The organism is Neolewinella sp. (assembly GCF_965214665.1).
Lineage (GTDB): Bacteria > Bacteroidota > Bacteroidia > Chitinophagales > Saprospiraceae > Neolewinella.
Genome location: NZ_OZ243970.1, coordinates 1,860,670 through 1,882,986 on the forward strand (window position 1 = coordinate 1,860,670; position 22,317 = coordinate 1,882,986).

20 protein-coding genes are annotated in these 22,317 nt (G+C 60.9%); 11 read left to right on the forward strand and 9 right to left on the reverse strand.

Going from position 1 to position 22,317, the window contains the following annotated elements; translation table 11 throughout:
* Positions 1 to 69 precede the first annotated feature (69 nt).
* Together ACOOHD_RS08300 and ACOOHD_RS08305 are read right to left on the reverse strand one after the other, a co-directional pair.
* Positions 70 to 444, reverse strand: coding sequence for a GxxExxY protein (locus ACOOHD_RS08300; protein WP_420461104.1), 375 nt, complete (start codon positions 442 to 444; stop codon positions 70 to 72).
* Positions 445 to 634: 190 nt separating this feature from the next.
* Positions 635 to 1,828, reverse strand: coding sequence for an acetyl-CoA C-acyltransferase (locus ACOOHD_RS08305; protein WP_420461105.1), 1,194 nt, complete (start codon positions 1,826 to 1,828; stop codon positions 635 to 637).
* Positions 1,829 to 1,985: 157 nt separating this feature from the next.
* Here ACOOHD_RS08305 and ACOOHD_RS08310 point away from each other — a divergent pair, with 157 nt between their 5' ends.
* The 6 genes from ACOOHD_RS08310 to cmk all read left to right on the forward strand — a co-directional run bounded on the left by ACOOHD_RS08310 (position 1,986) and on the right by cmk (position 8,088).
* A complete protein-coding gene (locus tag ACOOHD_RS08310) occupies positions 1,986 to 2,837 on the forward strand; it encodes a M23 family metallopeptidase (protein WP_420461106.1) in 852 nt (283 codons plus the stop codon).
* The gene (gene tesB, locus ACOOHD_RS08315; protein WP_420461107.1) at positions 2,824 to 3,681 is read left to right on the forward strand and encodes an acyl-CoA thioesterase II; all 858 of its coding nucleotides are present in this window, start codon (positions 2,824 to 2,826) and stop codon (positions 3,679 to 3,681) included. The genes ACOOHD_RS08310 and tesB overlap by 14 nt, the downstream gene beginning before the upstream one ends.
* 95 nt (positions 3,682 to 3,776) lie before the next feature.
* Positions 3,777 to 5,693, forward strand: coding sequence for an ABC-F family ATP-binding cassette domain-containing protein (locus ACOOHD_RS08320; RefSeq protein WP_420461108.1), 1,917 nt, complete (start codon positions 3,777 to 3,779; stop codon positions 5,691 to 5,693).
* A 210-nt stretch (positions 5,694 to 5,903) separates the two neighbouring features.
* A complete protein-coding gene (locus tag ACOOHD_RS08325; protein ID WP_420461109.1) occupies positions 5,904 to 7,055 on the forward strand; it encodes a hypothetical protein in 1,152 nt (383 codons plus the stop codon).
* 136 nt (positions 7,056 to 7,191) lie between these two features.
* Entirely contained in the window at positions 7,192 to 7,413 is a 222-nt protein-coding gene (locus ACOOHD_RS08330) for a DUF2795 domain-containing protein (RefSeq protein ID WP_183494890.1), read from the forward strand.
* 15 nt (positions 7,414 to 7,428) lie between these two features.
* The gene (cmk, locus tag ACOOHD_RS08335; protein ID WP_420461416.1) at positions 7,429 to 8,088 is read left to right on the forward strand and encodes a (d)CMP kinase; all 660 of its coding nucleotides are present in this window, start codon (positions 7,429 to 7,431) and stop codon (positions 8,086 to 8,088) included.
* Here cmk and ACOOHD_RS08340 read toward each other — a convergent pair.
* From ACOOHD_RS08340 to ACOOHD_RS08350, 3 genes are all read right to left on the reverse strand, one after another.
* Positions 8,069 to 8,560, reverse strand: coding sequence for a DUF4112 domain-containing protein (locus ACOOHD_RS08340; protein ID WP_420461110.1), 492 nt, complete (start codon positions 8,558 to 8,560; stop codon positions 8,069 to 8,071). The two genes, cmk and ACOOHD_RS08340, sit on opposite strands and share 20 nt — an antisense overlap.
* 141 nt (positions 8,561 to 8,701) lie before the next feature.
* A complete protein-coding gene (locus ACOOHD_RS08345) occupies positions 8,702 to 11,746 on the reverse strand; it encodes a WD40/YVTN/BNR-like repeat-containing protein (RefSeq protein ID WP_420461111.1) in 3,045 nt (1,014 codons plus the stop codon).
* 96 nt (positions 11,747 to 11,842) lie between these two features.
* Positions 11,843 to 12,571 (reverse strand): hypothetical protein, encoded by a 729-nt coding sequence (locus ACOOHD_RS08350; RefSeq protein WP_420461112.1) that lies wholly within the window; start codon positions 12,569 to 12,571, stop codon positions 11,843 to 11,845.
* Positions 12,572 to 12,765: 194 nt separating this feature from the next.
* On the opposite strand from ACOOHD_RS08350, the gene ACOOHD_RS08355 reads away from it, so the two are divergent.
* From ACOOHD_RS08355 to ACOOHD_RS08365, 3 genes are read left to right on the forward strand one after another with little or no spacing between them, the layout of a single operon-like run.
* A complete protein-coding gene (locus ACOOHD_RS08355; RefSeq protein ID WP_420461113.1) occupies positions 12,766 to 13,347 on the forward strand; it encodes a nucleotide exchange factor GrpE in 582 nt (193 codons plus the stop codon).
* A 16-nt stretch (positions 13,348 to 13,363) separates the two neighbouring features.
* Positions 13,364 to 14,533: a molecular chaperone DnaJ gene (dnaJ, locus tag ACOOHD_RS08360; RefSeq protein ID WP_420461417.1), complete on the forward strand. Its 1,170-nt coding sequence runs from the start codon at positions 13,364 to 13,366 to the stop codon at positions 14,531 to 14,533.
* On the forward strand, positions 14,530 to 14,994 hold the full coding sequence (locus ACOOHD_RS08365; protein ID WP_420461114.1) for a gliding motility lipoprotein GldH: 465 nt from the start codon (positions 14,530 to 14,532) through the stop codon (positions 14,992 to 14,994). Before dnaJ ends, ACOOHD_RS08365 begins: the two co-directional genes overlap by 4 nt.
* Before the next feature lie 117 nt (positions 14,995 to 15,111).
* Here the strand turns inward: ACOOHD_RS08365 and ACOOHD_RS08370 are convergent, their stop codons facing one another.
* Entirely contained in the window at positions 15,112 to 15,978 is an 867-nt protein-coding gene (locus ACOOHD_RS08370) for a sigma-70 family RNA polymerase sigma factor (protein WP_420461115.1), read from the reverse strand.
* A 204-nt stretch (positions 15,979 to 16,182) separates the two neighbouring features.
* Between ACOOHD_RS08370 and ACOOHD_RS08375 the strand changes: the two genes are divergently transcribed.
* Together ACOOHD_RS08375 and ACOOHD_RS08380 are read left to right on the forward strand one after the other, a co-directional pair.
* Positions 16,183 to 16,605: a DUF983 domain-containing protein gene (locus ACOOHD_RS08375; protein WP_420461116.1), complete on the forward strand. Its 423-nt coding sequence runs from the start codon at positions 16,183 to 16,185 to the stop codon at positions 16,603 to 16,605.
* A gap of 3 nt (positions 16,606 to 16,608) precedes the next feature.
* Entirely contained in the window at positions 16,609 to 16,983 is a 375-nt protein-coding gene (locus ACOOHD_RS08380) for a translation initiation factor (protein WP_420461117.1), read from the forward strand.
* 174 nt (positions 16,984 to 17,157) lie between these two features.
* On the opposite strand, the gene ACOOHD_RS08385 is transcribed toward ACOOHD_RS08380, so the two are convergent.
* The 3 genes from ACOOHD_RS08385 to ACOOHD_RS08395 form a co-directional block, all read right to left on the reverse strand.
* Positions 17,158 to 18,822, reverse strand: coding sequence for a glutamine--tRNA ligase/YqeY domain fusion protein (locus ACOOHD_RS08385; RefSeq protein WP_420461118.1), 1,665 nt, complete (start codon positions 18,820 to 18,822; stop codon positions 17,158 to 17,160).
* A gap of 228 nt (positions 18,823 to 19,050) precedes the next feature.
* Positions 19,051 to 19,542, reverse strand: coding sequence for a 5-(carboxyamino)imidazole ribonucleotide mutase (purE, locus tag ACOOHD_RS08390; RefSeq protein WP_420461119.1), 492 nt, complete (start codon positions 19,540 to 19,542; stop codon positions 19,051 to 19,053).
* Between the two features lie 205 nt (positions 19,543 to 19,747).
* The gene (locus tag ACOOHD_RS08395; protein ID WP_420461120.1) at positions 19,748 to 22,180 is read right to left on the reverse strand and encodes a TonB-dependent receptor domain-containing protein; all 2,433 of its coding nucleotides are present in this window, start codon (positions 22,178 to 22,180) and stop codon (positions 19,748 to 19,750) included.
* Between the last annotated feature and the right edge of the window lie 137 nt (positions 22,181 to 22,317).

A 22,317-nucleotide genomic window follows, 5' to 3' on the forward strand; every position in this document is an offset into this window, starting at 1 on the left:
CACGGAGTAAGATAGCTACGTGTGTGTGAGGTTTATGGAGGCCCAACCTAGCGGTTGGGAGGAGGTGTGTCAGCGGATTAGTCGTTTTATACCGTCTCGCATGTGGTTGACGTTGAAGTTCATCAGCAGTCCGAGGCGCAACTTGGCTAATTTGAGGTATGTCAATAGCTGTGAGGTGTCGATTGGGGTAAGCTGTTGCACAGACTTGAGTTCAACGATAAGTTTCTCCTCCACCAGGAGGTCGATGCGGTAGGCATTTTCGATGATAGTGCCCTCATAATCAATCGGAAGCATAGGTTGCTGCTTAACCGACAAGCTCATGCGCCTAAGCTCGATAGCCATGCACTTTTCGTAGGTCGATTCTAATAGCCCGGGACCCAGCGCAGTATGCACTTTAAACGCGGCTCCACGCACAGCGTAGCTCAGCTTATTTAACTCTTCCATGTTCGTTTCTCTAAATGTGAAGCAAACATAGGCTTTATCAATAGAACAAACAAATTGTTTTATTTCACTGTACTGTCGCGTCTCCCTTGACCGTTAGGTCAAGCCTCAGTTTTCCTCCCGATCCCGACCGCCTCAGTGAAACCTCCGTGAAGCCCTCCGTGTGGCCCCTGGCCTCCGTGGTGAACCAACCTTAAACCGCCTCCACCACCACAGCACTAGCCCCACCCCCCCCATTACAAAGCGTAGCCAACCCATACCGCCCCCCCCGACTATGCAGGGTATTGATCAGCGTAACCAGGATACGCGCCCCGGAGGTACCCAGCGGGTGACCCAGTGATACCCCGCCCCCATTCACATTCATGTTCTTCCCGTCCAGGCCGAGCTCGCGGCTGAAGGCCATAGGCACCACCGCAAAGGCCTCGTTTACCTCCAGGTAGTCGATGTCGCTCATGGCCAGGCCAGCACGCTCGATGGCTAGCGGAGCGGCCTTCGTAGGGGCCGTCGTGAACCACTGCGGCTCGTGGGCGGCATCGGCAAAGGACACGATTTTGGCCAGCGGCTTTAGCTCTAGCTCATCGAGCACGCGCTGACTGACTAGCACCAGCGCCGCCGCCCCGTCGTTAATGGTGCTGGCGTTGGCCGCGGTGACGGTACCGTCCTTACCGAAGGCGGGACGCAGCGAGGCCATCTTCTCGAATTTGACCTTTTTGTACTCCTCGTCCTCGCTGACGACCACATCATCCCCCCAACGCTGCGGCACACTCACCGGCACGATCTCGCGGCCGAAGGTGCCGTTGGCCGTAGCCTCCGCGCTGCGCTTGTAGCTGTTGGTAGCGTATTCGTCCTGCTCCTCGCGGGTGAAGCCGTACTTCACAGCCGTCGCATCGGCACAGGTGCCCATGGCGTTCTGGTCGTAGGCGTCGGTGAGACCGTCCTTAGCCAGTCCGTCGACGAGGGTACGGTCGCCGTACTTGGCGCCCCAACGGGCATCGGGCACGTAGAAGGGGATGTTGGACATGCTCTCCATGCCGCCGGCCACCACCACGTCATTATGTCCTAGCATGATCGACTGGGCACCAAACATGACGCTCTTCATACCACTGCTGCATACCTTATTTACCGTCGTACAGGGCACCGTATTCGGTATCCCGGCCCCTAAAGCGGCCTGGCGGGCGGGGGCCTGTCCGAGGTTGGCGCTCACCACGTTACCCATGTACACCTCTTGTACTTTATCGGCTGCTACTCCGGCGCGCTCCAGAGCCCCCTTGATCGCCGCACTCCCCAACTGGGTAGCAGAAAGTGAGGAAAATACCCCCCCGAACGAGCCGATGGGTGTACGTACGGCGGAGACGATGTAGACGGGGGGGTGGTGGTGCTGGGGCATGATCGAAGATTTTGCTCAAAGGTAGTTGTCAGGCTAACAATGTAGCTGGTGAATAAGGTCACCGGATAAGGGGGCGGCGGCGCGCCGGTGCGACGAAAGTGGAATGAGTAGTAAGGAACAAACCGTGACCCCGTACATTTGCTATCCCAATTCTACCATGCGACTTCTATTCTTGCTCGGATCGTTCCTCGCTGTTTGCACCTGCGGCCCCGCCCATTTGTCCGCACAGTCCGCCGACGAGCGCCCACAGGTCATCCTAACTAGCCGACAACTAGAGGACCGCGTTGAGATTGTAGCTACTAACGGCGAATACGTGCCCTGCTCCGTGGTCATGAATTTCGAGCTGGCGAACATGGCTGTACGGGAGACTGGCGGGCCGGATACCATCACGCTGGCCCCGCGCAGCGATACGGTGATCTACACGCTGGTGCCCGTAACGGCCGGACAGCGCTACGGCTTCGGGTACGAATCGCACTACGCCCACGGGACCGTACGGCCCCGACCCTACGATACGAACTACGTCTACGCGTTGCCCTTCGCTGCCGGGGAGGCTTACCGGGTAGACCAGGGCTACGACGGGCGCTTCTCCCACGCTGGGGAGGCGGTGCTGGACTTCAGTATGCCGGAGGGTACGGCGGTCTTTGCGGCACGGGAAGGGACCGTAGCGCGGGTGGTGGACCACTGGTCCGAACACTGTGCAAAACCGGAGTGTAAGCGGTACAACAACGTGATTGAGATCGTGCACGACGACGGGACGATGGCGGATTACGTGCACCTACAAACCAACAGCGCGCGAGTCAGGGTGGGCCAGCGGGTAGCGGCCGGTGACCTCATCGGTCGTAGCGGGCGGACGGGATATACTACCGGACCGCACCTCCACTTCGGGGTCTACCGCCAGGGGTGGGAGCGGCGCGAGCACCTGCGGACGCGCTTTCGGGTGGCGGGGGCAGCCGGGCCGGTAGAGTTGGTGGAGGGACAGTCCTACCTTCGCCCCCATGAAGCACATTGACGAACTCCTGGGCCTACTCGATCTCGAACGGCTGGAGGTGAATATGTTCCGGGGCCAGAGTCGCAGCGTCGGCTCAGCACGGGTATTTGGTGGGCAGGTGCTGGCCCAGTCCCTGGCGGCGGCCGTACAGACGGTGCCGGAAGACCGCTACGTGCACAGTCTACACGGCTACTTTGTACTGCCGGGGGAACTCGATATTCCCATCGTGTTCGAGGTGGACCGTATCCGCGACGGCGGTAGCTTCACCACCCGGGCGGTGCGAGCGATTCAGAATGGGCAGGCGATCTTTTTTCTCACCGCCAGTTTTCAGCTCGACCAAACGGGCTTCGAGCACCAGGCCGATATGCCGGGCGTACTGCCGCCGGAGGAGCTGGTGAGCTACGAGGGGATGGCCAGGCAGTTCGGCGAGCAGCTCCCGGAGAACATCCGCCGGATCCTGAGTGTCGAGCGGCCGCTGGAGTTTCGCCCGGTGGAGTTTCTTAATCCCTTCGCCCACGAGAAGTACGCCCCGAGCCGCAACGTCTGGTTGCGTACCAAGGGCGAGATGCCGGATGACCGCCGCCTTCAGGCCCTGGTGCTAGCCTACACGAGTGACTACAACCTACTGACTACCGCGCTACTGCCCCACGGCCGGGCCACCGACTACCGTAATCTACAAATGGCAAGTCTGGACCATGCGATGTGGTTTCACCGGCCCTTCCGGGTGGACGAGTGGCTGCTTTATAGTATGGACTCGCCGAGTGCGAGCGGGGCGCGGGGCTTTACGCGGGGCAGTATTTTCGACCGGGCGGGGAAGCTGGTGGCAAGTGTGGTGCAGGAGGGGCTACTGCGGGAGAAGAAGTAGACTGGCTGTCGCAAAAAGCAAGGAACCCTTCGAGGTCCTAGCCTTGAGCAAGCTTTACACCTTTCGTACCTTTGCGCCCGTTTAGCCCCTACCCTATGCTAAGTGCCACCGGCATCTACCAACAATACGGCGATCGTATCCTCTTCGACCGCGTCACCTTCACTATCGGCACCCGCGATAAGGTCGGGCTGGTAGGCCGCAACGGGGCCGGTAAGTCCACCATGCTCAAGATCATCGCCGGCGATATCTCCCCCGATGAGGGCAAGGTGCAGCGGGAATCGGGCTCCACGCTGGGCTTCCTCCACCAGGAAATGGACATGCCCACTGGCAATACCGTCATGGAGGAGACGCTGACCGCCTTCGCCCACATCCAGCAGATGGAGGACCGGCTGGAGGAGCTCAATAAGGAAATGGAGGTACGCACGGATTATACCTCCGATTCCTACGCCGATATGCTCACCGAGTTCACCCACCTGACGGAGCGCTTCGCCCTGGTGGGCGGCATCACCATCGAGGCCGAAGCCGAACGGGTACTCAAGGGGCTGGGCTTCGAAAGCAAGGATTTCAGCCGCCAGACCACCGAGTTTTCCGGCGGCTGGCAGATGCGCATCGAGCTGGCCAAAATGCTGCTACAGCGTCCCGACTACCTGCTGCTCGATGAGCCGACCAACCACCTCGACATCGAGTCTATCATCTGGCTAGAGAATTGGTTATCCAGCTACTCCGGGGCGGTGATCACCATCAGTCACGACAAGCAGTTCCTCGACAACGTCACCAACCGGACCCTGGAGATCGAGCTCGGCAATGTATACGACTACAAGGCCGGCTACTCCAAGTACGTCGAGCTCCAGGCCGAACGCCGCGAAAAGGCCGAGGCCGCTTACCTCAATCAGCAAAAAGTAATTGCCGATAAGGAGCGGACCATCTCGCGCTTCATGGCCAAGGCCACCAAAACCAAGATGGCCCAGTCGATGCAGAAGCAGCTCGATAAGATCGAACGCATCGAGCTCGACGTGACCGATAACGCGGTGATGAACCTGCGCTTCCCGCCCGCCCCGCGCTCCGGCGCCATCACCCTACAGGCCCGGCACGTCACCAAGACCTACGGCAAGCTCAACGTCCTGCGCGGCGTCGACCTGAAGGTAGATCGGGCCGACCGCGTCGCCTTCGTGGGCCAAAACGGACAGGGTAAGACCACGCTAGCTAGGATCCTGATCGGCAAACTCCCCGCCACCGCCGGTGAGGTCGAGCTCGGCCACAACGTCAGTGTGGGCTACTACGCCCAGAACCAGAGCGATGCCCTGGACGGCAACAAGACGCTACTGGAGACGATGGAGGAGGCCAGCCCGCCCGAAATGCGCACCCGCCTACGCACCATCCTGGGTGCCTTCCTCTTCTCCGGCGAGGACCAGGACAAGAAGGTCATGGTGCTCTCCGGCGGCGAGCGCGCCCGCCTGGCTCTGGCCTGCATGCTGCTGCGCCCCTTCAATCTGCTGGTACTCGACGAGCCGACCAACCACCTCGACATGGCCTCGAAGGACATGCTCAAGGCGGCCCTCATGGACTACGACGGTACCCTACTAGTGGTCAGTCACGACCGCGAGTTCCTGGCCGGACTTACCGAGCGGACCATCGAGTTTCGCGATCACCGGCTTTACGAGCACCTTGGGGACGTCAACACCTTCCTGGAAAAGCGCCAACTCGAAGATATGCGCAGCGTGGAGCTGGAGAAGCCCAAACTCAACGGGCACGCACCTGCGGCCCCGCCCCCCCGCGTTATGCTTGACGCGGACACGCAGCGCCGTCTAGAAAAAGACATCGCCAGAGCCGAGCGCAAAATCGAGCGCCTGGAGGCTGAGATCGAGACGATCCACCTCGCTATGTCGGACCCTAGCTTCTACGACGATGCGGCGCGGGTGACCTCGGTGACGGATAAGCTGAAGGGGAAGCAGGAAGAACTGGCCCGGGTGATGGAAGACTGGGAAGCAGCGAGTATGGCGCTGGAGGGATAGAGGCCTCCACCTAAAATTTGGCCCCCAGCCCCCCCAAACTTAATTTATTCCTAATATAGCCCCCAGGGCTATACTTTTCCCCTGTTGTAATCGTATATTACCTATAAGCGAGGATGGATGTTCGCAGCCTCTCGCACCTGGTCATTTTCCCGAAACTAACCCCAAATGAAGTGTATTGCCGCACGGCTGGTCGTCCTCCTGTTATGTCTTATGGCGTTTGCTAATACCAACCTGACCAACCTCGGCAATCCGGATAATTACCAACGCTTTTCAATTCCTTTCTACACCCAGGCCGTCGACCTGACCTACGATCCGGGCATGCTAGTGGAGGAGCCCGTCACGGTGACTAACGCCTCCATCCGGGCCACCTATAACCAGCTCGAGCGCCGGCCCACCCAGGTGCTCCTCAACCACCTGCTGGCCGCCAAGGCCCACTACCGCCTCAACGACTTCCTGTTCTATAAGCTGGCCGGTAGCACCATCGCGGCCATCTACCGTGGCGAGTCGCTGAACGCCCAGCGCATTACACTGTACAAACTACTGGTCGACAGCGGCTTCGACGCCCGGCTTACCTTCCGCGGCAATGAGGTGTTCATCAACGTCTACACTACCCAGGAGCTCTTCGAGGTACCCATCATCGAAACCGCCGGCCGGCCCTACGCCAACCTCAGCTGCCTGGGCGGAAAGTGCGAAGGCCGCCAGCGGCTGTACATCTTCAACGATCACCCCAACCCGCGGGGCAAGTCCTTCGGCTTCCAACTCGAGGCCTGGCCCGTGCTGGCCGAGCAGCCCATCGCTAAGGACCTGGAGTTCACCTTTCACGGCGTGGCCCAGCAGCTGCAGGTCACCTTCGATCAGACTATGGTCGACATCATGTCCGACTACCCCTTTATCCACGAGTACTGCTACCTAGAAACACCGCTCTCCCCTACCCTTACCCAGAGCCTGCTGCCCCAGCTACAGCACTTTATGGAGGGCATGGGCACGCAGCAGCAACTCGAGTTACTGGCCAGCTTCACCCGCTCGGCCTTTGCCTACAAGGAGGACAACGAGTACTTCGGCCGCTCCAAGCCCATGGTGCCCGAGGAGCTGTTCGGCTACAGCTACTCCGACTGTGAGGACCGCTCGGCCCTCTTCTTCGCCCTGGTCCGTGATCTGCTTGATCTGCCCATGGCCGTCATCGCCTACGAAGACCACCTCACCGTAGCGGTGGGTACCGACATGGAGGGCGATTCTTTTCACTACAAGGGGCAGCGCTACGTGTTCTGCGACCCCACCGGACCGCGCAACAGCAGCCGCATCGGGCAGGTGCCCCCGGGCTACGAGGACAAATCCTTTACCATCATCGGCACGTATAACTGATTGACTTATAGCTTATTAGGTCCTGCACGGTATCCGCTATTGGATAGTTGCGGCCAATTACTACATTTGCGCCCTGTAACACGGGGAACATTTCACTACCTCGCGGCTTTTTTAGGTACTCAAACTCAATACCCGTATGTACTGGACGCTCGAACTCGCCTCTCACCTCGAGGATGCCCCCTGGCCTGCAACCCGCGATGAGCTCATCGATTTCGCCATCCGCTCCGGTAGCCCCCTGGAAGTGATCGAGAACCTCCAGGCCATGGAGGACGAGGGTGAAACCTACGAGGCCATTGATGACATCTGGCCTGATTACCCCCGCAAGGACGATTTCCTCTTCAACGAAGACGAGTACTAGATCAAAGCCCTCACGATCGCCATCGACGGCTATTCCGCCTGCGGCAAGTCGACCCTCGCCCGCGCTCTAGCTAAGCGGCTAGGCTACAGCTACATCGACACCGGGGCCATGTACCGCGCCGTCACCCTCCACCTCCAGCGCCTGGGTACCGACCTGCAAGATGAGGGCGGGGTCGCAGGTGCCATGCAAGCCCTCGAGATCGCTTTCCGCCCCAGCGACAACCACGTGCTCCTCAACGGCGAGGATGTGGAGTCCGAAATCAGGGGGCTGGCAGTAAGTAATTTGGTCAGCCCCGTAGCCGCCTTGTCCCAGGTGCGCCGCGCCATGGTCGAGCAGCAGCGGCAGATGGGCCGCGACGGCGGCGTCATCCTCGATGGCCGCGACATCGGCACCGTCGTTTTCCCCGACGCCGACCTGAAGCTCTTCGTCACTGCCGACCTCGACACCCGCGTCGACCGCCGCCTCCGTGAACTACGGGCCGCCGGCCGGGAGGTGCAGCGTGATGAGGTGACCGCTAACCTGGAAGAGCGCGACTACATCGATAGCCACCGCGCGGACAGCCCCCTGCGCCAGGCCGAGGATGCCATCCTACTCGACAACACTGAGCTCGACCTCGATGAGCTTGTCGAGCGTGGAGTGGAGCTCGTGGCCCGCGTCAGAACAGACCGAAAATAAACTGGAAGATCTCCACGGTCACCCACACCAGGACGACCATCAGCACCAGGATTGATCCGATCACGGCCAGCACCACCGGCCAGACGCTGCCCTGGTGCTTGCCCTCCTCGTAGTACTCCCGCATCAGCTCGGCGTTGCGGTAGTTGGCCTTGTACAACAGGTCGAAGATGTTGCCCAGGATCGGGATGGAGCCGATAAAGGCATCCAGGATCACGTTGACCATCATGCGCGCCACCAGCAGCGGACTAGCTCCGTGCTTGGCCATCGTGGCCACTAGCGTACCAGACATTCCTAGGGAAAGGATGTCCCCCGCTCCGGGCACTAGGCCGAGGATAAAGTCGAGCCCGAAGCGTAGGTCCGTACCCGGTATCCGAAACTTGGTATCGAGGGTACGGCTGAAGGTATCGACCCACCGCAGCTGGGGTACGGCGCGTTGTTTTTCGGTCAGGATGGGGTGGTCGGGGGTGTGCATATACGGAGATGAGCTAATCGCTAGAGCGTAGCAAATCGGTACCATGTTCAAAGGTCGAGCGGCCTCCGGCCCGAGCCTGCGTGGCGGGGAGTCTATCTTGCTCGGGCCGGAGGCCGCTCGACCTTGGTGATTGCCTCAATTTTACTTCGCAGAAAGAAAGCTTTCTTTCTCGGGATACACAATCCGCCGCTCCGCACTAAGTCCCTCGTTCAAAACCCGCACGTCTTGCAACAACTGCTCGACCTTTCCTTCCACGCCAGCCACCTCACCCCGTAGCCGCTCCGCCTCGGCCACCTGACTGGCCGAGGGCCGCCCCGGGAAACCCGCTACCGCACCATACAACTGCGTCACCGACTCCCCTAATTGCTCCCCCTCGTTCACGTAGCCATCGCCACCGCTGAAGACCAACTCAGCCTGCAGTTTCCTGGCCCGATCCAGTAAGGCCTCCTCCCCCAGGGTATCGGCCTGTACCGCCACCCGCTCTAGCACCTCGTGGAGGTAGGCGACCTGCTCGACATCGTCGTACAGTTTGAGCAATAGTTCCCGCTGGACCTCCCGATCGGCCGCAGAGTAAGGGCTCTCGGGATGGGGAGCTACCGTAAAGGTCGTCTCGTACGTATCCTTTCCCTTGGTCAGCATTACGCGGTAGGTACCCGCCTGAATGCTCGGCCCCTCCATGGTGCCGTAACGTGCCATACTATTATCGGTCGGGGGTGACTTAGGCTTTTCCTGAGTGATGGGTAGGCTGACCGAATTAAGCCCAGCGCTCTTCCCCGCCTGTAGGGTACGGATCAGCTGCGTATCGCGGTACACCTCCACGTACATTTTACCAAAGGTGTGCCGCTTGTCGGCGTAGTAGAGAATACGGGCATCCGGACTGGGGTTAGGCCCGACAAAGTGCCCGCTACCGCTGAGCTGGCCCGTGCCCCCACCACTACCGTCGTAGAAGTAGGTCGTGTCCGGGCGCAAGAAGGTGATGCTATTACCCATGATGTCGGGCGTAAGCTGCCGCAGCGCCTCCAGGTCGTCCAGGATGATGATACCCCGCCCGTGGGTGGCCAGCACCAGGTCTGCCTCCCGGGGGTGAATGACCATGTCGCGGATACCCACCAGCGGTACGCCGTTGCGGAAGGGAGCCCAGCTCACACCGCCGTCGAGGCTGAGGTACAGACCAAATTCGGTGCCCAGGTAGAGCAGATCGGGGTTGACCGGATCCTGCCGCACGCTCAGCGCATAGCCGCTGATCGACTCGTCCATCAGCCGCGTCCAACTCTCGCCCCCGTCGGTAGTCCGGTAGAGGTAGGGCGTTTGGTCGCCCGTGCGGTGCGCATCGAGGGTGACCAGGGCGGTGGCCGGATCGTGGGGGCTCGGATCGACAAAGGTGACCCAGGCACCCGGGGGAAGGTCAGCACCGGTCGGGGTGACCAGCTGCCAGCTCTGCCCGCCGTCGCGGGTCAATTGCAAGTTACCGTCGTCGGTACCTACCCAGACGGTCTGAGCATCCAGCGGGCTTTCGGCTACGGCGTAGATGGTCGTGTAGTTTTCGGCCCCGGAATTATCGATACTCAGCCCCCCACTCGCGTACTGCTTCTGGTAGGCCGTATCATTGGTGGTCAGGTCGGGACTGATGCGCTGCCAGCTATCGCCCTCGTCCGCGGAACGGTAGAGGTACTGACTGGCGAAGTACAGCCGCTCGCCATCGGCGCTCAGGTGGATGGGAGCACTCCAATTGTACCGTAATTCGTCCGTGTTGGCATCCCGGTAGGGAGTGATCGACTTAGAGCGGCCGGTGCGCTCGTCCCAGCGGGTCAGGGCGCCCCCCTGTGCTTCGCTGAATACGAGGTGTGGTTTGGTGGGGTGGCGAAAGCTGTAGAAGCCGTCGCCGCCCATCGTGACCGACCAGTCGGCATTGGTGATGCCCCCAGTACTCTGGCTCGGTCCGTACCAGGTACCGTTGTCCTGTAGCCCGCCGTACACCCGGTAGGGCGCGGCGTTGTCGACACTGACGTGGTAAAACTGACTGATTGGTAGATTATTCCACATGCGGAAGGACCGGCCCCGGTCGCGCGACTCGTACACGCCGCCGTCGGTGCCTACCAGCAGGTGCTTACCGTCAGCCGGGTCGAACCAGATGGCGTGGTAATCGGAGTGGACGTGGCCCAGAAAGTCGCGCCAGAGCCTACCGGCCGTTTCGCTGATGATGGCGGTCAGCCCACACTTTGCCACGATACTATCGTTGGATGGATCGACGGCCAGGCTAGCAAAGTAGAAGGGCCGCACCTGACTATTGAAACTCTTATCGATCAGGCTCCAGCTCTCCCCGCCGTCAGCGCTGCGGTACATGCCCTTGGTCTGCTTCGTGCCGGTTTCTACGGCGGCGTATACGACCTGCCCGTTGCTGGGGGCTACCGCTACTCCGATGCGGCCGAGCGTTTCATGGGGTAGACCCTCGCTCAGCTGGGTCCAATTTTTGCCCCCGTCGGTGGTCCGGTACAGCCCGGAATTACCCCGGTATCCGCTATCGAACCCATATGGCGTACGCCGGTGGCTCCACATACCCGCGAAGAGTACGTCGGGTCGCTCCGGGTCCATGCTGATACTGGCCGCCCCCGCGCTTTCGTCGAGATAGAGTATCCGCTCCCAAGTCTGCCCGCCATTCGTAGTCTTGAACACGCCGCGCTGGCTGCCGTCGCTCCACAGCGGACCGAGGGCGGCTACGTAGACCACGTCTTCGTCTTTGGGGTGCACGACGATACCACTGATGCGCTCCGTGCTATCGAGACCGAGCGACTGCCAGCGATTGCCGCCGTCCGTGCTGCGGTACACGCCCGTACCTACGCTGACGCTGTTGCGTACCCAGGGCTCGCCGGTGCCTACGTAGATTACCTTAGAGTTACTTGGTGCAAGGGCAATCGCCCCGATGCTCTGGCTGTAGTTGTCGAACACGGGCTGGACACTATTGCCACCGTCAGTGGTTCGCCACACTCCGCCACCGCCGGCACCGACGTAGACCGTATTGGCGTCGGTGGGGTCGACGGCCAGGCAGCTGACGCGTCCGCTCATCGTGGCCGGACCAATCTGCCGCGCCTGGAGGTCGCCGAACAGCGCCGTGGTGGTGCTAAATTCCTGGGCCCGCACGGCCGTGGCTACTGCCATTCCACAGATAAGGAGTACAACTAATCGCATAAGGTAATGGGGTAAATGGGAGCGGGGCCGCGTACGGGGGCCATTCCCTGCACCTGCGGCCCCGCCCGGAGTAACGTGGAGTGTATGTAGGTGGTCTTATTTCAGGGTGAAGAAGTCTTCCTCAAGCTCGGGATTGATGCTTACGTTGGTGAAGGTCATCTTCATAATAGTCTGGCCGTTGGCCTTATTCTCGATGTACATGGGCACCATGAGGCCGTCCACCTCCTGGTAGTCACTCATGTAACCCTCCATGACCATGCCCTGCGCCTGGGGGCTCTTGCTGGCCTGCATGGTCATAAGTGGGACCATTGTCTCGGTATCGAAGTAATAGGTACGGTCGTAGCCATCGGCATTGGTGACCTGGACGCCGTAGGTGGGCGTGCCCTCGACCTCCTTACCTTCCACGGCCGTGAGGGTGTAGCCGCGCGCTTCCGTGTTAATGAACTCGGTGAGGAAGGGGGTATCGGCCAGGTCGGCAGCCTCCTCGGCGCTCATCTCCTTGGGCTCGGTGATGCCCTGCATGGGGAAGAGGATGTAGCCCGTGGTCCCGTTGTAGCTCTGCGTCATGGGGCTACCCTGGATGTCCATGTCGATGCGCATTTTGTTACCCTCGGCGGCGGTCACCGTGAGGGGGAACTCCATGCCCTGCATCGTAGCGGCACCCTCCATTTTGGTGGACTTTACGGCCAGCCAGGCATCCTTTCCGCCAGTAGCTTCTACGTAGGCGTCGGCGATTTCGCGGGGACTGGGGGTGATGGCAGCGTCCTGAGCGAGCAGGGCGGTACTCACGAAGAGTAGCATAAAAAGTGAGGCGAAGTGTTTCATCTAGTTGCTTGTTGTTGCGCCAAATATAGGGCGGGCGGGGCCGCCGGTGCAGCCTTTTTCGATGAATGCAAGCTGCTAGGCGATCAATTGCGCCACAATCGGTAGGCGGTGCCGGGCTGACCTGACAAAGTTTCCGTCCGCCCCGCGTGGCCCCACATTTGCCCCGCGTAGGGGTGCTGAAAAAATATTTTAAGATGAGCAGGAAGAACCCCGACGAGTCCATCGTAGACGATGAAATGCTAGACCACAGTGATGCCGCCCCCGAAGAGCACGTACTGGACCGTGACCTGAAGTCCGACGAAGACCTCCAGGAGGAGCTGCCCGATAGCGTCGACATGAGCGAGCTCGAGCAGCGACTGCAGGAAAAGGAGGACCGGTACCTGCGCCTTTATGCGGAGTTCGACAACTATAAGCGCCGTACCCAGCGTGAGCGCCTGGAGATGATGGACACGGCCGGTAGTAAGACCATGAAGGCACTACTTCCGGTACTGGACGACTTCGACCGTGCCGCCCAGATTGCCAAGCAGGACGAGGCCACGGCCGAGATCTGGAATAATGGCATTGGCCTGGTACAAAAGAAGTTGCTGCAGGCGTTAGCCTCCCAGGGGCTCAAGCCGATGGAAAGTACCGGGGAGGACTTCAACGCCGACCTGTACGAGGCAGTCACCGAGGTACCCCACCCCGAGCTGAAGGGCAAGGTGGTCGATACCATCGAGCGCGGCTACACCCTCAACGGCCGCATCATCCGCCACGCCAAGGTGGTGGTGGGTAAGTAACAACTTAAGACATAGCCTGATGGCAAGAGATTATTACGAGGTGCTCGGCGTACCCAAAAATGCCGACTCCGATACCCTGAAGAAGGCCTACCGCAAGCTGGCCATGAAGTACCACCCCGACCGCAACCCGGACAATACGGTAGCGGAAGAGAAATTCAAGGAGGCGGCCGAGGCCTACGACGTACTCAACGACGACGAAAAGCGCGCCCGCTACGATCGTTTCGGCCACGCCGGTGTAAACGGGCAGGGTGGCTTCGGGGGCGGAGCCGGGGGCATGACCATGGAGGACATCATGGCGCAGTTCGGCGACATGTTCGGCGACGGCGGCGGGGGCGGCGCATTCGGCTCCTTCTTTGGGGGTGGCGGCGGCGGTGCCCGCCGGCAGCCCCGCGGCGAGCGCGGCAGTAACCTCCGCATTAAGGTGCCCCTGGAACTGGAAGAGATCGCCGAGGGCGTCACCAAGCGCATCAAGGTGAAGCGGCAGCGCGAGTGCGAGGTCTGTGACGGCACCGGCGCCAAAGATGCCGAAAGCGTCGAGACCTGCCGCACCTGTGGCGGGGCCGGCGTGGTGCGCCAGGTCCGCTCCACCTTCATCGGTCAGATGGCCACCACGGCGACCTGTCCGACCTGCTCCGGCACCGGTACCCAGATCAAGGCCACCTGCAGCAACTGCAAGGGCGACGGCCGGGTGTACGGCGAGGACACCATCGAGGTCAATATCCCCGCCGGCGTCGAGGAGGGCATGCAGCTCAGCATGCGCGGTAAGGGCAACGCCGGTCGCCGCGGCGGCCCTCCCGGTGACCTACTCATCAATATCCAGGAACGGCCCCACGAGGAGCTCCAGCGCGACGGCCAGAAGCTGATCTACGACCTCTACCTCAACTTCGCCGACGCTGCCCTGGGCACCTCCGTGGAGGTGCCGACCATCGGAGGCAAGGTGAAGATCAGGGTACCGGCCGGTACGCAGTCGGGCAAGATCTTCCGGCTGCGAGGCAAGGGCCTACCGGCCCTACAGAGCCACGCTAAGGGTGACCAGCTCATCCACGTCAACCTCTGGACGCCCAAGAAACTTACCCGCGAGGAGACCGAGCTGCTGGAGCGCATGCGCGATATGGAGAACTTTGCCCCCAAGCTCGAAAAGGGTGACAAGGGCTTCTTCGAGCGGATGAAGGAGTACTTCACGTGAGTGTAACGCGACTGTGTTCCGGATGTCTGACCGGCCTGCTGTTCCTGGCCTGCGGGCCGGATGTCGTGTACCAGGAGGAGGTCGAGCTACCCGCCACGGGCTGGCCCTACGCTGATAGCCTCACCTTCACCTTTCCGGTCACGGACACCAGCGGCCGCTATGATTTAGTGCTCACCGTCGCGCACACCGCAGACTTCCCCTACCAGAACTTTTACGTCCACCTAGATACTCATCTACCGAGTGGTATGCTGCGCAGTCAGCCCCTCTCGCTCCAGCTTGCTGATACCTTCGGCGACTGGTACGGCGACTGTAGCGGCGGGGTGTGCCGTACGGATATCTCGCTGCAGGAGGGTACGCGCTTTACGGAGGTGGGGGAGCACCGGCTGGTGGTGGGGCAGTTTTCGCGGGATGCTGTGCTGGGGGAGGTTACTGGGATGGGCTTCCGGGTGGTGCGCCGCTGATGCTTACCGCGCAGCTCCGCTGCTTGATAAATTTAACCGCAGAGGACGCAGAGGGCCACAGAGCCGTCTTCGGTATCACCTCTGCGTCTCTCCGCGTCCTCTGTGGTTGAACTTAAACTACCCCAGATAACTACGCAATAGATTCTTATTCCGGCTACGCCGCAGCCTCCGAATAGCCCGTTCCTTGATCTGCCGCACCCGCTCCCGCGTAAGGTCGAAGCGGTCGCCGATCTCCTCCAGATTCAGCTGCTCCTCGCCGTCGAGGCCAAAGTAGGCGGCCAGTACGGCCCGCTCGCGGGGGGCCAGTAGGTTGAGGTTAGCCACGATCTCCTTGCTCAGGCTCTCACCCATTACCTTCAGATCGGGGTTGGAGTGCTCGTGATTGGGCAGGGTATCGAGCATGGTGATGTCGGAATCGTCGCCGGCCACCGGGGCATCGAAACTGAGGTGGCGCATGCGGCCGCGCATGGCGCGCTCTACGTCGGCCAGGGAGATTTGCAGCACTTCGGCCAACTCCTCCGGCTCGGGATCGCGCTCGAACTCCTGCTGGAAGCTGGAGATCGCCTGGGTGACCTTCGTGTAGCCGGCGGCCTTATTGTTGGGCATACGCACCAGGCGGCTGTACTCCACGATGGCCTGCATGATGCTCTGGCGGATCCACCACACGGCGTAGGAGATGAACTTAAAGCCCCGCGTCTCGTCAAAGCGGCGGGCGGCCTTGATGAGACCTACGTTACCCTCGTTGATGAGGTCCGATAGGCTCAGTCCCTGGTTCTGGTACTGCTTGGCTACGGAGACGACGAAGCGTAGGTTGGCCTTCGTGAGGCGCTCCAGGGCTACCTGGTCGCCCTCCCGAATGCGGGCGGCGAGCTCGGCCTCGTCCTCCGGCGTCAATAGATCGATCTTCCCGATGTCGGTCAGGTACTTTTCCAGGGCGATGCTCTCGCGGCTGGTAATTTTGTTACTGATCTTTAACTGACGCATTCTGACTACCTTTTCAATACCTGGGTTTTTCGCGGTTAGAATCTTGCAATTTGGGGGGATAGTTTCCAAGTCCTAATATAGCAAACATTCTCCGGTACACATCTACACTGCTATACATCCATTATGCGGCTACGGACCCAAAAAGTTACCTCTCCGCGCTACCTTACCCCTTAATAACTCCTAATTATCCGCTAACGTGCGCCCATGGCCAGTAAATTCTATAGCATCTTCTCCCTGAAGTGCCCGACCTGCCACCGCGGCGAGCTCTTCCCCACCCCCTCGTTTTCCTTCCGCCAGCCCTTTGCCCAGTACAAATACTGCCCGGCCTGCGGCCAGTCCTACTTTCCCGAGCCGGGCTTTTACTACGGGGCCATGTTCATCTCCTATATCGGCTCGGGCTTCTTTTGCCTCGGCGTCGTGATGTTCCTACACTGGGTGCTCGACTGGTCGATGGGCGCCTCCTTTGCTGCCCTCATCGCCATCGTTGCTATTCTGTTCGTCTGGTGGTTCCGCGTGTCGCGCTCCGCCTACCTCAACCTCGTCTTCAGTTTTAAACCCGACATTGCCGCCGCCGTCGACGCCGGTGCGCTTGACATTCCCCCCCCCGACGTCGTCAAGTCTACCTAAACCATGGCCAAAAAAAATTACGCTCCCCAGGGTGCACCCCAGCCAGACGAGAACCCCTTCGCCGCGCTCTCCCAGCTCAGTAACCTCCCCCCTCCCCCCGATGATTTGCCGCAGGACGAAGCAGTAGCCGGAAACGCAGGTGCAACGCAATCCGATCCCCTCCGCGTCACCGTAGACCGCAAGTACCGTCGGGGCAAGTCCGCTACGCTGGTCACCGGCTTTACGGGCAGTGAGGCGGCGCTGCAGGAACTTGGTAAGACCTTGAAGGTGCAGTGTGGTGTGGGGGGCTCGGTGAAGGATGGGGTGATTATTGTTCAGGGTGATCAGCGGGAGCGGGTGGATAGTCTATTGGTTGAGCTCGGGTATCGGGTTAAGTAGGCCCCAGCTTTGCTGGGTTAGAGCCCTCGCTGGCGCGTTCGGGCGTAGACCGCGTTGCGGATAGACCCTTCGGGTTAGACTCGTCTCGCAGGCACCACAGCGGCAGCTCTACCCGCTTTAGCGGTCCACCCCCGAACGCGCCAGCGAGGGGTCTACCCTGCGCAACGCGCAGGTCTATCCCCTAAAACTCGACTTGAGTCCAACCGTAAGATTATACACAGGGCGCTCCGGAGTACTATCCGTATCCACCGTAAAGTACCCCTGCCGCAAAAACTGAAAACTCTCCCCCACCCCGGCCCCGGCCAGCGCCGGCTCCCCCTTGGCGGTAATGACATGTAGGCTATTTGGATTGATGAACTCCATGAAGTCCCGCTCCGGGTAGTCCATCGGCGTGGGATCCGTAAACAGCGGCTCGTACATACGCACTTCCAGGTCAACGGCGGTGGGCGCATTGACCCAGTGCAGGGTGCCCTTGGCCTTCACGCCGCTGGTGTCCTCGCCGGAGCGGGAATCGGGGTAGTAGGTGCAATTGATCTGGGTGACGTTGCCGTTGGCGTCCTCCTCGTGGCCGTCGCAGTGGATGATGTAGGCGCTTTTGAGGCGGACGTCCTTGTCCGGGGCCAGGCGGTAATACTTCCGATTTTGCGGCTCCTTGCGGTAGTCGTCGCGCTCGACGTAGAGCTCGTGGCTGAAGGGCAACTGACGGGTGCCGTGGCTTTCGTCCTCGGGATTATTCTCGGTGTCGAGCTGCTCAGTGCGGCCCTTGGGGTAGTTGGTGATGACCAGTTTGACGGGGTCGATCACGGCCATGTAGCGATCGGCGTCGCGGTTCATGACTTCGCGCACCTTGAACTCCAGCAGATCGAGGGTTTGCTGGTTGTCGCGGCGGGTGACGCCGGTATCCATACAGAAATTACGGATGGCCTCGGCGGGGTAGCCCTTGCGGCGCAGTCCGGCCAGGGTGCTCATGCGGGGATCGTCCCAGCCGGTCACCACGCCCTCCTCGATCAGCAGTTTGAGCTTGCGCTTAGAGGTGATGAAGTAGTCGACGTTCATGCGGGCGAACTCGATCTGCCGGCTCGGGAAGATTTCCAGGGCCTCGATCAGCCAATTGTACAGATCGCGGTGGTGGCGAAATTCCAGGCTACACAGCGAGTGGGTAATCTCCTCGATGGAGTCGCTCTGTCCGTGGGCGAAATCGTACAGGGGGTAGATGCACCAGGTATCGCCCGTACGGTGGTGGGCCTCGTGCTTGATGCGGTAGAGCACCGGATCGCGCAGTAGAAGGTTGGGGTGGGCCATGTCGATCCTGGCGCGGAGCACCCGGGAGCCATCGGCAAACTCGCCATTTTTCATGCCCTCGAACAGCTTCCGATTCTCCTGCGCGCTGCGATTCCGGTAGGGACTGTTCGTACCCGGCACGCCGATATCGCCCTTCTGGGCCTCGATCTCGGCGGCGGAGGAGTCGTCTACGTAGGCCAGCCCCTTATCGATCAGGCGGAGCGCCAGTTGGTACAATTCCTCAAAGTAGTCGGAGGCGTAGCGGGTACTCCCCTCCCAGTCATACCCCAGCCAGCGGATGTCGTGCTCGATGTTGTCGACGAACTGGGTCTCTTCGGTGCTGGGATTGGTATCGTCCATCCGCAGATTGGTCGTGCCCCCAAATTTCTTCGCCGTCTCAAAGTTGATCACGATGGCCTTTGCGTGGCCGATGTGCAGGTAGCCGTTCGGCTCGGGGGGGAAACGGGTGTGGATACGGCCGCCGTGCTTGCCCCGGGCGAGGTCTTCGACGATGATCTCCTCGATAAAGTTTTCGGCTTCTTTTACCTCGCTGGCCATGGGTCGTCGCTTTGGGGGTAAAGGTAGCAACCCCGGCAGGGATGCCGGGAGCCACTAACTCCGGCCAGGGATGCCGGGAGCCTCTAACCCCGGCAGGGATGCCGGGAGCCACTAACTCCGGCCAGGGATGCCGGGAGCCACTAACCCCGGCAGGGATGCCGGGAGCCGCTAACTCCGGCAGGGATGCTGGGAACCACTAGCAAGCCCGGTAGGGATGCCGGGAGCCACTTACTGCCAGCCGTCGCGTTCTAGTCGCGTGTATTTTTCTTCTACTGCTGTCCGTAGTTCCTCCTGGTAAGCCACCACCCTATTCCGGATCGCTTCATTCTGCGCTCCTAAAATGCGTGCCGCCAGTAGCCCTGCATTCTTCGCTCCGTCCAGTGCCACGGTGGCTACCGGTATGCCGCCTGGCATCTGCAAAATAGAAAGCACCGAGTCCCAGCCGTCGATACTATTCCGACTTTTGATGGGCACCCCGATCACGGGCAGCGGACTCAGGCTAGCCACCATGCCCGGAAGGTGAGCCGCTCCCCCCGCCCCCGCAATGATGACCTGCACCCCGCGCGCCGCCGCCCCCCTGCTGTACGTGAAGAGCCGCTCGGGCGTGCGGTGGGCCGAGACGACGGTGACCTCGATCTCAATGCCGAAGTCAGTCAGCACCTCGGCGGCCTGGCGCATGATGGGGAGGTCGGAGTCGGAACCCATGATGATGGAGACCATAGCTTGAATTTTGGGCAAGATAGGAGGTAGACCGGCGCTGCGCGACCGGGTAGACCCCTCGCTACGCGTTCGGGGGTAGACCGCCAAGGCGGGTAGAGCTACCGCTGTGGTGCCTGCGAGACGAGTCTAACCCGCAGGGTCTACCCGCAACGCGGTCTACGCCCGAACGCGTTAGCGAGGGCTCTACCCTGCGCAACGCGCAGGTCTATTGCACCCGTCCAGCTTCTTGCTCCAGCCCAGACTTACGATCCCGCACCTTCACCTTCTGATTGCCAAAGTTATAGCTCAGCGAGATTCCCACCCGCCGGCTGTCCCAGTTGCCGCTGCCCACGCTGCGCAGGCCGTTGAACTCGCTCTCGCCCCGCCAGCCGGAGGTGAAAAAGAGGTCGTTGCCGCTGAGCTTGACGTTCAGCTGGTCGTTGAGGAATTTCTTCTGTAGGCCGACGTTGAGCGCGCCGAGGGCCTCGTAGCGGAACACCCCGCCCCAGACGCCCGGCCCGCTGAAGTAGCCGCCGATCTCGCCGGTCAGGCCCCAGGGTAGGTTGATGGTATTCTGGATGAAGCCGCCGTAGCTGAATACCTGCACGTCTACCACCCCGCCGTCCGCGTACCTGGCCTGGTTGTCGGTGTAGCTAGCTGAGAGGTTGGCGTAGATATTGTACTTCTCCGCCACCTGGACGGGGGCACTGAGGTTGGCGGACCAGACGGTCTGGGTAGCCAGGTTGTCCCAGCTGATGAAGCTGGCGCGGGGGTCATCGTCGTCCGGCGCGATGAGGCGGGTGATCTGGTCGGCGGTGCTGCTGTAGGCGATCTTGAGGTTGTAGCGGTAAGCGTGGGTGTAGCCCAGTTCGACGTTGTCTACGATCTCGGGGTTCAGAAACGGGTTGCCTCGCTCGTACCTCAGTTGACTCAACTGCTGGCGGAAGGGATTGAGGACGTTGTAGTCGGGTCGGTTGATCCGGCGACCGTAGGCTAGGTTGAGGGTGTTGCCCTGCTGGGCGTTCAGGGCGTAGGTGAGGCCGGCATTAGGAAAGTAACTGACGTAATTGAGTTCTACCGGTGGCTCCTCGAGCTTGTTGTCGAAGGGGGTGAGCTCGCCCGTGGCGTCAGTCACCTCGACGCGCAGGCCGGCCGTGAATTTCCACCGCTCGCTGAGTTGTCCGGCGTAATTGAGGTAGCCGGCGTAGACGTCTTCGGAGTAGTCGAATTGGTTACTGCGCTGCACGTCGAGCGTCCGGTCGTCCAGCCCCCCATCTTGGTAGGCATAGAACAGGAAGGTATTGAAGGTCCGCACGCGACTAAAGCGGGTACCGGCACTCAGCACGCCCCCGGCCAGGGGCTGCTCGTAGTCGGCCTTCGCGGTGTAGATGTCGATGTCCGTAGGCGTCTCGAAGTAGTTCAGCAGACTACTCAGCGGCCGGCCTTCCGCATCGAAGTAGCGATTGGGCTGGTCCATCAGTTGGTCGTTGCGGAAGCGGCCGTAGTCGAGGTCGACGTTCAGGCTACGGTCATCGGCGATGGCGTAACGGTAGTTGAGGTTGATGGTGTTCTGTCCGCGGTCGCTGTCGGAAACGTTCTGAGCCACGAGGGTAGAGTCAAAGCGTAGCGTGCTGCCGGTCACTGCGAAGATGTCCGTCTCGTTATTTTCCAGATTGGTAGCGTCGTTGTAGCGGCCACCGACCAAAACACCGACCGTGTGCTGGTCCCCGATGCGGAAGTCCGCCCCCAGGCGGTAGTTCGCCGTGCGCCCGCTGTAGCGCCCCAGGTTATCCTCGTCGAGCAGCAGGCCGTTCTGGTAGTTGTCGAACAGCATCTCGTTGAAGTTCTCGATACTGTTGTAGCCCACGTTGCCGTACACATTGACCCAGCGGTTGCGGTAATTGCCACTGGCATCCACGCCGCCCCGGAAGTAGCGCCCCTGGCTGGCGTTGGTGCTCAGCGAGCCGTTAGCCCCCTCGTCTTCCGGCTTCTTTAGGCGAATGTCGATAATACCGGCATTGCCCTCGGCCTCGTACTTCGCCCCCGGGTTGGTGATGATATCGATGCGGTCGATCTGCTCGGCGGTGAGGTTGCGCAGGTAGTTGCTCAGGTCCTGTCCCTGTAGCGGTAGGCGCCGCCCGTCCACGTACAGCAGTACGCCGGAGCGGCTCAGCACATTGATGTTATCGTTGTTGTCGATGGTCACTCCCGGTGCTTTGCGCAGTAGGTCCAACCCCGTATTGCCGACGGCATTGATGGTACCCTCCACGTTAAACACCGTGCGGTCGGGCTTCACTTCCACCAGGGCGCGCTGGGCGGTCACGGTGGCTTCGGCCAGCTCCACGGCGGCGGGGGCCAGGGTGAGTACGCCGAGGTCGAAGTCCTTCGTGACGTCCACCGCCTGGCGCAGCTCCGGGGCTCCCAGGTAGGTCACGCTTAGCGTATAGGTGGCAGCCGGTACGTTTTGCATCCGAAATACCCCGGCATCATCAGTCGTTTCCACCTTCACGAGGCTAGAATCGGTAGTAGCGTACAGGGCGACGTTGGCAAAGGCCACGGCCTGGTCTTCCGCGTCCTGTACCTGTCCGATCACATTAAACTGGGCGCGGACGCAGGTGCAAAGAAGGAGGGTCAGGGTGATAGTGAGTGTGGTGCGCATGGCTATAATTGGCTACTAGGTTATTATTGACACGGCGAAGGTGCCGCCTCTGTTACGTGTCAGTATGACTTTTTCGGTGAATGACCAGATTTCGTCGATGGGCTCCCACGCCGGCCTTGTCCGGTAGTGCGCCTGGT

Bases quoted from the DNA above. Each gene is read 5' to 3' on its own strand.
- ACOOHD_RS08375 (WP_420461116.1), top strand. From the start codon at position 16,183: ATGGCCAGTAAATTCTATAGCATCTTCTCCCTGAAGTGCCCGACCTGC.
- ACOOHD_RS08355 (WP_420461113.1), top strand. From the start codon at position 12,766: ATGAGCAGGAAGAACCCCGACGAGTCCATCGTAGACGATGAAATGCTA.
- tesB (WP_420461107.1), top strand. From the start codon at position 2,824: ATGAAGCACATTGACGAACTCCTGGGCCTACTCGATCTCGAACGGCTG.
- ACOOHD_RS08325 (WP_420461109.1), top strand. From the start codon at position 5,904: ATGGCGTTTGCTAATACCAACCTGACCAACCTCGGCAATCCGGATAAT.
- purE (WP_420461119.1), bottom strand. From the start codon at position 19,542: ATGGTCTCCATCATCATGGGTTCCGACTCCGACCTCCCCATCATGCGC.
- ACOOHD_RS08300 (WP_420461104.1), bottom strand. From the start codon at position 444: ATGGAAGAGTTAAATAAGCTGAGCTACGCTGTGCGTGGAGCCGCGTTT.
- ACOOHD_RS08345 (WP_420461111.1), bottom strand. From the start codon at position 11,746: ATGCGATTAGTTGTACTCCTTATCTGTGGAATGGCAGTAGCCACGGCC.
- ACOOHD_RS08370 (WP_420461115.1), bottom strand. From the start codon at position 15,978: ATGCGTCAGTTAAAGATCAGTAACAAAATTACCAGCCGCGAGAGCATC.
- ACOOHD_RS08380 (WP_420461117.1), top strand. From the start codon at position 16,609: ATGGCCAAAAAAAATTACGCTCCCCAGGGTGCACCCCAGCCAGACGAG.
- ACOOHD_RS08305 (WP_420461105.1), bottom strand. From the start codon at position 1,828: ATGCCCCAGCACCACCACCCCCCCGTCTACATCGTCTCCGCCGTACGT.
- ACOOHD_RS08330 (WP_183494890.1), top strand. From the start codon at position 7,192: ATGTACTGGACGCTCGAACTCGCCTCTCACCTCGAGGATGCCCCCTGG.
- ACOOHD_RS08340 (WP_420461110.1), bottom strand. From the start codon at position 8,560: ATGCACACCCCCGACCACCCCATCCTGACCGAAAAACAACGCGCCGTA.
- ACOOHD_RS08350 (WP_420461112.1), bottom strand. From the start codon at position 12,571: ATGAAACACTTCGCCTCACTTTTTATGCTACTCTTCGTGAGTACCGCC.
- ACOOHD_RS08385 (WP_420461118.1), bottom strand. From the start codon at position 18,822: ATGGCCAGCGAGGTAAAAGAAGCCGAAAACTTTATCGAGGAGATCATC.
- ACOOHD_RS08395 (WP_420461120.1), bottom strand. From the start codon at position 22,180: ATGCGCACCACACTCACTATCACCCTGACCCTCCTTCTTTGCACCTGC.
- ACOOHD_RS08320 (WP_420461108.1), top strand. From the start codon at position 3,777: ATGCTAAGTGCCACCGGCATCTACCAACAATACGGCGATCGTATCCTC.
- ACOOHD_RS08310 (WP_420461106.1), top strand. From the start codon at position 1,986: ATGCGACTTCTATTCTTGCTCGGATCGTTCCTCGCTGTTTGCACCTGC.